Below are 10,251 nucleotides of genomic sequence, written 5' to 3'. Positions count from 1 at the left end.
ATTTTGTCGGTATTTGTGAAACGGTGCTAACGCATCGTGGAAAAAATTCTGACATACTTGTCGAGCAGGCATAGAAGTGATCTCATTGAATTGGTTGCACAAATCAGTAGATCACAAAACTCTATGCCTGTCTTTTTTTACCCGCCCATTACTGGGGATTCCTCAGTGCCGTAGCGGGGCGTAATCATACCGTTTCTGCTATGACACATGTCAGACTCTTTGAGTCCGATATGACTTTCTTTGGCAAGATCTATGGTCAATGGGATAACTCATGGGGTGACGATCTTGATATGTTTTATGGTGTGGGTTACCTCGGCTGGAATGGTTCATGGGGATTTTTTAAACCGTATATTGGATTACATAATCAATCTGGAGACTACGTCTCAGCCAAATATGGACAAACAAATGGCTGGAATGGTTATGTTGTTGGTTGGACAGCAGTATTACCTTTTACGTTATTTGACGAAAAATTTGTTTTATCTAACTGGAATGAAATAGAACTAGACAGAAATGATGCCTATGCGGAACAACAATTTGGTCGGAATGGGCTAAATGGCGGTTTAACAGTGGCCTGGAAGTTCTATCCTCGCTGGAAAGCCAGTGTGACGTGGCGTTATTTCGATAATAAGCTGGGCTACGATGGCTTTGGCGATCAAATGATTTATATGCTTGGTTATGATTTCTAATTTTCATCAGGAAATAATTATGCAGAAAACATTAATGGCCAGTTTCATCGGCCTTGCAGTTTGCACAGGGAATGCTTTTAATCCAGCTGTAGCAGCCGAGACTAAACAACCCAATTTAGTCATCATTATGGCAGATGATTTAGGCTATGGTGATTTGGCAACATATGGACATCAGATCGTTAAAACCCCCAATATTGACAGGCTTGCCCAGGAAGGCGTCAAATTTACCGACTACTATGCACCAGCTCCCTTAAGTTCTCCTTCGCGGGCGGGGTTATTAACGGGGCGGATGCCATTTCGTACCGGCATACGCTCATGGATCCCAACGGGAAAAGATGTGGCATTAGGGCGTAATGAACTCACGATTGCGAATCTACTCAAAGCACAAGGGTACGATACGGCCATGATGGGTAAGCTGCACCTGAATGCAGGCGGCGATCGCACCGATCAGCCGCAGGCAAAAGATATGGGCTTTGATTACTCACTGGTTAATACGGCGGGTTTTGTTACCGACGCGACTCTGGATAATGCGAAAGAGCGTCCCCGTTTTGGCATGGTCTATCCGACTGGCTGGTTGCGTAATGGGCAACCCACACCTCGTGCCGATAAAATGAGTGGTGAGTATGTTAGTTCGGAAGTCGTTAACTGGTTGGATAACAAAAAGGACAGTAAGCCTTTCTTCCTTTATGTCGCTTTTACCGAAGTGCACAGTCCCCTGGCCTCGCCTAAAAAATACCTCGACATGTACTCACAATATATGAGCGAATATCAGAAGCAGCATCCTGATTTATTTTATGGCGACTGGGCAGATAAACCCTGGCGTGGCACAGGAGAATATTATGCCAACATCAGTTATCTGGATGCTCAGGTTGGAAAAGTGCTGGATAAAATCAAAGCGATGGGTGAAGAAGATAACACTATCGTTATTTTTACCAGTGACAACGGTCCGGTAACGCGTGAAGCTCGCAAAGTTTATGAACTGAATTTGGCAGGTGAAACTGATGGATTACGTGGCCGTAAGGATAATCTTTGGGAAGGCGGCATCCGTGTTCCGGCGATTATTAAATACGGGAAACATCTTCCAAAGGGAATGGTTTCAGATACGCCTGTTTATGGTCTGGACTGGATGCCTACTCTGGCGAAAATGATGAACTTCAAATTACCAACAGATCGCACTTTCGATGGCGAATCGTTGGTTCCTGTCCTTGAGAACAAAGCGCTAAAACGTGCAAAACCATTAATCTTCGGAATTGACATGCCATTCCAGGATGATCCAACCGACGAATGGGCGATACGTGATGGTGACTGGAAAATGATCATTGATCGTAATAATAAGCCAAAGTATCTATATAACCTCAAAACCGATCGTTTTGAGACCATTAACCTGATAGGTAAAAAGCCAGACATTGAAAAACAAATGTATGGTAAGTTCTTAAAATATAAAACCGATATTGATAATGATTCATTAATGAAAGCCAGAGGTGATAAACCGGAAGCGGTAACCTGGGGCTAACCTGATAACCATAATAAATGTAATGTATGCCTTTCAGGGCTATGCCCGCCTGATTCAATGTTACACATTGAATCAGGTTCTTTTCTTTAACGTAGGACGATAATATCCTGATATTCGCAGGGAGTGGATATGTTTACCAACGTAAATGTTGATTGTTGCAAAACACCAGGATGCAAAAACCTGGGGGTGTTGAATAGTCAGGATTATATTGCACAAGGAAAAAATATTTTATGTCGGGAATGTGGTTACTTGTTTCCTGTGATATCTGAACGATCTCTTAATCTTTATCGTAATGGTGTTAATCATTCATGGCGAGGATTGGTTCAACAATGTTCAGCTTGCGGAAGCACATCTCTGAAAAAGTATGGTTATTCAGCTCAGAGGCAGAGGAGAATGTATTGTCATCATTGTTCCAGAACATTTATCACTCTGGAGCATGCAAATACAACGCCGCGAAGAACACAGTTAGCATTGATGATTGAGAAAGGTGCTTCACTTGCTGATATCCGTAAATTATTACTTCTTAATAGCACAGGGCTTAACCGTGAATTGATAAAACTAGCCCGGGAAGTAAACTATAAAGAAAATTGCCAGTATTCTTCTGTTTCTGATATTTCCCTGACTACCCGCGCTTTTCGCGTAAAGTTTAACGGTAGTAATAACTATCTTTATAGTCTTGTTACCGCAGAAGAACAAAGCGGTAGAGTCATTGCTATTTCAACAAATTATTCTCCATCAGCGGTAGAGTTGCACTATCAATATGCATCAAGTTATGAAGAGCGTATGTCTCCAGGTACATTGGCGCATCACGTACAACGCAAGGAGTTACTTACTATGCGGCGTGATACCTTATTTGATATTGATTATGGTCGGGCGATATTACATCAAAACGATCCAGGGATGCTGGTGAAACCAGTTCTTCCGGCGTATCGCCATTTTGAACTGGTTAGAGTACTGACTGATGCATGTTCTATAAATATTCAACATTACCTTGATCACGAATGTTTTATATTAGGCGGTTGCCTTATGGCTAATTTACAGCATATTAATCAAGGCCAGTGCCATATTTCCTTTGTGAAAGAACGCGGCGCGAAAACGACTCGTGATAATACACCGCCGCGGTTATTCTTTAGTGGTGGCGTGAGAAATAATGTCTGGCGTGCATTTTCTGGTCGTGATTATTCAATGGCTGTTTGCAACCTTACAGGAAACAAGAAAGTAAGTGAAATGCGGTATTCGACGTTGACAAGCGCGACTCGCTTTATCAACTTCGTAGAGACTCATCCCTTTCTACCTTCATTAAACCGAATGTCGCCTGCCAATGTTGTCTCAACATTAGATATTCTCAAGCATCTCTGGAATAAACAGCTATAGCACAGTGCGATTTTAGTATTACTTTTACTAATTAATCCCTCAGAAATCCTGACCTTAAGCTATGATTATCAGGGTTTAGGGACACCCATCAGCGCTTATAGCTGCCAAAAACTCATCTCATCCCTGATGGCGAAAATCCTCCAATAATTCGTAAAAATCGAACTATATCTACATCATAATCTGATTTTAACGATGAATTGTGCGGGGTAAAATAGTAAAAATGATCTATTCACCTGAAAGAGAAATAAAAAGTGAAACATCTGCATCGATTCTTTAGCAGTGATGCCTCGGGAGGCATAATTCTTATCATTGCCGCTCTCCTGGCGATGATTATGGCCAACAGTGGCGCAACCAGTGGATGGTATCACGACTTTCTGGAGACGCCAGTTCAGCTCCGGGTTGGTTCACTTGAAATCAACAAAAACATGCTGTTATGGATAAATGACGCGCTAATGGCGGTATTTTTCCTGTTAGTCGGTCTGGAAGTTAAACGTGAGCTAATGCAAGGATCGTTAGCCAGCTTACGCCAGGCCGCATTTCCAGTTATCGCCGCTATTGGTGGGATGATTGTTCCGGCATTACTTTATCTGGCCTTTAACTATGCTGACCCTATCACTCGTGAAGGGTGGGCTATTCCGGCAGCGACAGATATCGCTTTTGCGCTTGGTGTGCTGGCGCTGTTGGGAAGTCGTGTTCCGTTAGCGCTGAAGATCTTTTTGATGGCGCTGGCGATTATCGACGATCTTGGGGCCATCATTATCATCGCATTATTCTACACTAATGACTTATCGATAGTCTCTCTTGGCGTTGCGGCTGTAGCAATAGTGGTCCTCGCGATACTGAATCTGTGTGGCGTACGTCGTACGGGCATTTATATTCTGGTTGGCGTGGTGCTGTGGACTGCGGTGCTGAAATCGGGGGTTCACGCAACCCTGGCAGGGGTGATTGTCGGCTTCTTTATTCCTTTGAAAGAGAAGTATGGTCGTTCTCCAGCGAAGCGACTGGAGCATGTATTGCATCCGTGGGTGGCATATCTGATTTTGCCGCTGTTTGCATTTGCTAATGCTGGCGTTTCACTGCAAGGCGTCACACTGGATGGTTTGACCTCCATTCTGCCATTGGGGATCGTCGCTGGTTTGCTAATTGGCAAACCGCTGGGAATTAGTCTGTTCTGCTGGCTGGCACTGCGTTTGAAACTGGCACATCTGCCTGAGGGAACGTCTTATCAGCAAATTATGGCGGTGGGGATCCTGTGCGGTATCGGTTTTACTATGTCTATCTTTATTGCCAGCCTGGCCTTTGGTAGCGTAGATCCAGAACTGATTAACTGGGCGAAACTTGGTATCCTGGTCGGCTCCATCTCTTCGGCGGTAATTGGCTACAGCTGGTTACGCGTTCGTTTACGTCCAGCAGTTTGACAGGACGGTTTACCGGGGAGCCATAAACGGCTCCCTTTTCATTGTTATCAGGGAGAGAAATGAGCATGTCTCATATTAATTACAACCACTTGTATTACTTCTGGCATGTCTATAAAGAAGGTTCCGTGGTTGGCGCAGCGGAGGCGCTTTATTTAACACCACAAACCATTACCGGACAGATCCGGGCGCTGGAAGAGCGCCTGCAAGGCAAATTATTTAAGCGCAAGGGGCGTGGTCTTGAACCCAGCGAGCTGGGAGAGCTGGTCTATCGCTATGCCGATAAAATGTTTACCTTAAGCCAGGAAATGCTGGATATCGTCAACTATCGCAAAGAGTCGAATCTGCTGTTTGACGTCGGCGTGGCCGATGCGTTATCGAAACGGCTGGTGAGCAGCGTGCTGGATGCGGCGGTGGTTGAAGGCGAGCAGATCCACCTGCGCTGTTTTGAATCGACGCACGAGATGCTGCTGGAGCAGCTCAGCCAGCACAAGCTGGATATGATTATCTCCGACTGCCCGATTGACTCCACCCAGCAGGAAGGGCTGTTCTCGGTGAAAATCGGCGAGTGTAGCGTGAGCTTCTGGTGTACAAATCCACCTCCGGAAAAACCGTTCCCGGCCTGCCTCGAGGAACGACGCCTGCTGATCCCTGGCCGCCGTTCGATGCTGGGGCGCAAGCTGCTGAACTGGTTTAACGTGCAGGGGTTAAAAGTTGAAATTCTGGGCGAATTTGATGATGCAGCGCTGATGAAGGCATTTGGCGCCACCCACAATGCTATTTTTGTCGCCCCGACGCTCTATGCTCACGACTTCTATGTTGATGACAGCATTGTGGAAATTGGCCGTATGGATAACGTGATGGAAGAGTATCACGCAATTTTTGCCGAACGCATGATTCAGCATCCATCGGTACAGCGTATCTGCCATAGCGACTATTCGGCGCTGTTTGCCGAACCGGGGAAGTAAGCGGTGGTTCGCCGGGTGACGGCGCTTGACGCGCCTTGCCCGGGCTACGGGAACGCAGACTGTGAGCCTAAATAAGGCCTTCAGTAAATCTACGCCGACTCCCGCACCACCAGATGAAAGCCGATATCAATAATCACTTCCCCTTCCCCGTTACCTTCAATACGGTCGGCAAGGAGGGTGGCCGCCTGCTCGCCGATGGCGTGGCGGTCAACGCTGACCGTGGTGATGGATGGGCGATTGCTGGCGGCGAAATCCAGATCGCCAAAACCAATCACGGCGAGGTCCTCCGGCACGCGCAGACCCCGGCTTTCGGCTTCCATAATCGCTCCCTGCGCCAGGGTGTCGGAACTGCAGACAATAACGTCAAACTCGCCGGAATTCAGCAGCTCGGCCAGACCTCGGCGCCCGAGCGCCAGCGATGCCGGGAGCGGCACTTCGACCTGAGGCGCATCGCCAATATTGCTCTTAGCCAGCCGGGCGCGCAGCCCCTGCTTACGCAACGTCGCGCGAGAATCGCCGGCCCACAGCAGCCCCGGACGGCTATAGCCTTTTTCCAGCAGATACTCACCAATGGTCTCGCCGACTTTTTCATGAGAAAAGCCCACCAGCATATCCAGAGGCGTCGGGGTCAGATCCCAAATTTCCACCACCGGCGTGGCTGCATTAAGAATAGTTTTCTTTAGCGCCGGAGCGTGCTGAATGCCGGTTAACACCACGCCATCCGGACGCCGCGAAAGTAAAGTTGATACCAGCTCAGCTTCAGTTTCCCGGCTGTAGCCTGCCACGCACAGCAGCATATGGTAGCCGCGCGCCGCCAGGGTATCGCTTAGCGCCTGGATGGTATCAACAAACATATTGTTATTGATTTGCGGTACCACCACAGCGACCAGTTTGCTGCGCCTGGACGCCAGCCCGCCAGCCAACGCGTTGGGAATGTAGCCCGTGGCCTGCACCGCCTGCATCACTTTTTCTACCGTTTTCGGCCGCACCAGCTGCGGCGTATTCAGCGCCCGACTCACCGTCATCGACGACAGCCCGGCGCTACGGGCCACATCATCCAGCGTCGGCGCGCGGGTCGGTTTTATGCTTTTCACGACTAAGCCCCTGTAGTGAGTCGTTTCATGTGGGCATTATTGATGATGGCTCACGCAATTGCCAGCGCTCACCCGTACATCCCCAATAGAATCAACGACCTGAAAAATGAAATGTTATCGCTATCATTATGCATTGTGATTTTTCACAAACCTATTTGGATTGTGATGTGCATTGCACAATTTCACCCTTTATAACCGCTAATTGTGATCGTTTGTACAAATTAAAATCACTGACATAGCATAAAAACAAAATCAGGATTAAAAATGTTAGCGCAAACATTTTGTAACTCACAAGGAAATGACTATGACCTCTAGCGCGAATTCCGAGTCCGTAACCTACGCCAAAGCTTCCGGCGTCAAAACCGCTGCCGAAACCGGCGATCGTATTGAACACGTCAAACTGTCGCTGGCCTTTCTGCCGCTGGCGACCCCGGTCAGCGATGCCAAGGTCCTCACTGGTCGACAAAAACCGCTGACCGAAGTGGCGATTATCATTGTCGAAATCCGCTCCCGCGACGGTTTTGAAGGGGTTGGCTTTAGCTATTCCAAACGCGCGGGCGGCCAGGGCATTTACGCCCACGCCAAAGAGATTGCCGATAACCTGCTCGGTGAAGACCCGAACGATATCGACAAGATCTACACCAAACTGCTGTGGGCCGGTGCTTCGGTTGGTCGTAGCGGCATGGCGGTGCAGGCCATCTCCCCTATCGATATTGCGCTGTGGGATATGAAAGCCAAACGCGCCGGGCTGCCGCTGGCAAAACTGCTCGGCTCGCATCGCGATTCCGTGCAGTGCTACAACACCTCCGGCGGCTTCCTGCATACGCCGCTGGATCAGGTGCTGAAAAACGTGGCTATCTCCCGCGAGAACGGCATCGGCGGCATCAAACTGAAAGTCGGCCAGCCAAATACCGCCGAGGATATCCGTCGTCTGACGGCAGTGCGCGAAGTGCTGGGCGATGATTTCCCGCTGATGGTGGATGCCAACCAGCAGTGGGATCGCGAAACCGCCATTCGTATGGGACGCAAAATGGAGCAGTTCAATCTTATCTGGATTGAAGAGCCGCTGGATGCATATGATGTCGAAGGTCACGCACAGCTTGCCGCCGCGCTGGACACGCCGATTGCGACCGGGGAGATGCTGACCAGCTTCCGCGAGCATGAACAACTGATCCTCGGCAACGCCAGCGACTTCGTGCAGCCGGATGCCCCGCGCGTCGGCGGGATCTCTCCGTTCCTGAAAATTATGGATCTGGCGGCGAAGCACGGTCGCAAGCTGGCTCCGCACTTTGCGATGGAAGTCCACCTGCATCTTGCCGCCGCCTATCCGCTGGAGCCGTGGCTGGAACACTTCGAGTGGCTGAACCCGCTGTTTAACGAACAGCTGGAGCTGCGCGACGGGCGGATGTGGGTTTCTGAGCGTCACGGTCTGGGCTTCACCCTGAGCGAACAGGCTCGTCGCTGGACCCAGCAAAGCTGCGAGTTTGGTAAACGCTCATAATCGATTTCCCCGGATGGCGGCGCTGCGCATCTGTCTGGGTTACCGGTCCACCGATGACTGAAAACCCGTCGCCCTGCCGGGGAAAAACCTTTTTTTGGCTGTACCCACAATACACAACCCTGCAAAGGAGTTGATTAAAATGCAACAGCAAATAAAACGCAGTAACGTGCGTTACGGTATATTATTATTTTTATTTCTGGCCACCGTATTTAATTATGCCGACCGGGCAACGCTGTCCGTCGTCGCGCCAATTATGAGCAAAGAGTTAGGTTTTGACCCGGAGGCGATGGGTCTGGCTTTTTCGGTATTTGGTATTTCCTACGTTATCATGCAAATACCCGGCGGCTGGCTGCTGGATAAATATGGTTCGCGGCTGGTCTACGGCTGCGCGCTAATAGGCTGGTCGGTCGTAACCATGTTCCAGGGCACTATCTATATGTTCGCCAGCCCGCTGGTGGTACTGGTTATTCTGCGCCTGATGATGGGCGCCATCGAAGCCCCCGCCTTTCCCGCCAACAGCCGACTTAGCGTTCAGTGGTTCCCCAATAAAGAGCGTGGATTCGTGACTTCGGTATATCAGGCCGCGCAGTATATCTCGCTGGGGATTATTACGCCGCTGATGACTATTATTTTGCATAATTTAAGCTGGCACTATGTGTTTTATTATATTGGCGCCATCGGGGTAGTATTAGGGATATTCTGGCTGGCAAAGGTGAGAGATCCTTCTCACCATCCTAAAATTAACCAGCAGGAGCTCGACTATATTCGTGAAGGCGGCGGCGAGCCGGAATTAGGCAGCAAAAAAACGCAGCAAAAACTCACCCTCGCGCAAATTAAAAGCGTTTGCGTTAATCGCATGATGATCGGGGTTTATATCGGTCAGTTTTGCGTCACGTCTATTACCTGGTTTTTCCTCACTTGGTTCCCGACCTATCTCTACCAGGCGAAAGGTATGTCGATCCTGAAAGTCGGGTTCGTCGCCAGTATCCCGGCGATTGCCGGATTTATCGGCGGCCTGCTGGGCGGCGTATTCTCGGACTGGCTGCTGAAACGCGGCTACAGCCTGACTACCGCGCGCAAGCTGCCGGTGATCTGCGGGATGCTGCTCTCCTGCGTGATTGTCGTCGCCAACTACACCTCTTCAGAAGTGGTGGTGATCGCCGCCATGAGCCTGGCGTTCTTTGCCAAAGGCTTTGGCAACCTTGGCTGGTGCGTGCTCAGCGACACCTCGCCGAAAGAGATGCTCGGCATCGCGGGCGGCGTATTTAACATGTGCGGTAATCTGGCAAGCATTATCACTCCGCTGGTCATCGGCGTGATCCTCGCCAACACCCACTCGTTTGATTACGCCATTCTGTACGTCGGATCCATGGGCGTGCTGGGCCTGTGCTCCTATCTGTTTATCGTCGGGCCGCTGGACCGCTTGACGCTGGCTCCGCGCATCGCTTGATTTAACATCTTGGCGAGGATTCGCCACCGCTGTTTCGCATCATACTCCTGCGAAACAGCGGTCTTTTCATCCGTCATACCCGGTGAACAGAGTGGATAATGTCAGCGCCAAAAGTCCTTTCTCATACCGCCAGCGCTCTTGCTTGCCGTCGACACACCAAATTACAGGCATAAAAAAACCCGCTTTATGCGCTGAGGAATCCCCAGTAATGGGCGGGTAAAAAAAGACAGGCATAGAGTTTTGTGATCTA

Annotated in this window: 9 protein-coding genes; 7 read left to right on the top strand and 2 right to left on the bottom strand. The window is 49.4% G+C overall.

What is annotated here, in order from left to right; all coding sequences use genetic code 11:
* Positions 1 to 110: 110 nt before the first annotated feature.
* The 5 genes from A7090_RS14245 (at position 111) to nhaR (ending at position 5,956) form a co-directional block, all read left to right on the top strand.
* The gene (locus A7090_RS14245) at positions 111 to 686 is read left to right on the top strand and encodes an outer membrane protein OmpK (RefSeq protein ID WP_446718726.1); all 576 of its coding nucleotides are present in this window, start codon (positions 111 to 113) and stop codon (positions 684 to 686) included.
* 19 nt (positions 687 to 705) lie between these two features.
* Positions 706 to 2,199, top strand: a complete 1,494-nt coding sequence (locus A7090_RS14240; RefSeq protein WP_105274516.1) for a sulfatase family protein — start codon at positions 706 to 708, stop codon at positions 2,197 to 2,199.
* A gap of 129 nt (positions 2,200 to 2,328) precedes the next feature.
* A complete protein-coding gene (locus A7090_RS14235; protein WP_105274515.1) occupies positions 2,329 to 3,573 on the top strand; it encodes a cytoplasmic protein in 1,245 nt (414 codons plus the stop codon).
* A 251-nt stretch (positions 3,574 to 3,824) separates the two neighbouring features.
* The gene (gene nhaA / locus A7090_RS14230) at positions 3,825 to 4,991 is read left to right on the top strand and encodes a Na+/H+ antiporter NhaA (RefSeq protein WP_105274514.1); all 1,167 of its coding nucleotides are present in this window, start codon (positions 3,825 to 3,827) and stop codon (positions 4,989 to 4,991) included.
* Positions 4,992 to 5,050: 59 nt separating this feature from the next.
* On the top strand, positions 5,051 to 5,956 hold the full coding sequence (gene nhaR, locus A7090_RS14225; protein ID WP_105274513.1) for a transcriptional activator NhaR: 906 nt from the start codon (positions 5,051 to 5,053) through the stop codon (positions 5,954 to 5,956).
* Between the two features lie 89 nt (positions 5,957 to 6,045).
* Here nhaR and A7090_RS14220 read toward each other — a convergent pair whose 3' ends face one another.
* A complete protein-coding gene (locus tag A7090_RS14220; protein ID WP_105274512.1) occupies positions 6,046 to 7,050 on the bottom strand; it encodes a LacI family DNA-binding transcriptional regulator in 1,005 nt (334 codons plus the stop codon).
* 304 nt (positions 7,051 to 7,354) lie between these two features.
* Here A7090_RS14220 and A7090_RS14215 point away from each other — a divergent pair, with 304 nt between their 5' ends.
* Entirely contained in the window at positions 7,355 to 8,551 is a 1,197-nt protein-coding gene (locus tag A7090_RS14215; protein WP_105274511.1) for an L-talarate/galactarate dehydratase, read from the top strand.
* A 139-nt stretch (positions 8,552 to 8,690) separates the two neighbouring features.
* Complete coding sequence (locus A7090_RS14210; RefSeq protein WP_105274510.1) at positions 8,691 to 10,001, top strand: MFS transporter; 1,311 nt, start codon at positions 8,691 to 8,693, stop codon at positions 9,999 to 10,001.
* A 66-nt stretch (positions 10,002 to 10,067) separates the two neighbouring features.
* Here A7090_RS14210 and A7090_RS26300 read toward each other — a convergent pair.
* On the bottom strand, positions 10,068 to 10,251 hold a 184-nt coding region (locus A7090_RS26300; protein WP_206748394.1), incomplete at its 5' end, for a hypothetical protein.

The organism is Escherichia sp. MOD1-EC7003, from assembly GCF_002965065.1.
In the GTDB taxonomy this organism is placed as follows: Bacteria; Pseudomonadota; Gammaproteobacteria; order Enterobacterales; family Enterobacteriaceae; genus Escherichia.
The sequence above is the reverse complement of the archived record's forward strand: the minus strand, read 5'-3'. Positions and strand labels throughout refer to the sequence as shown.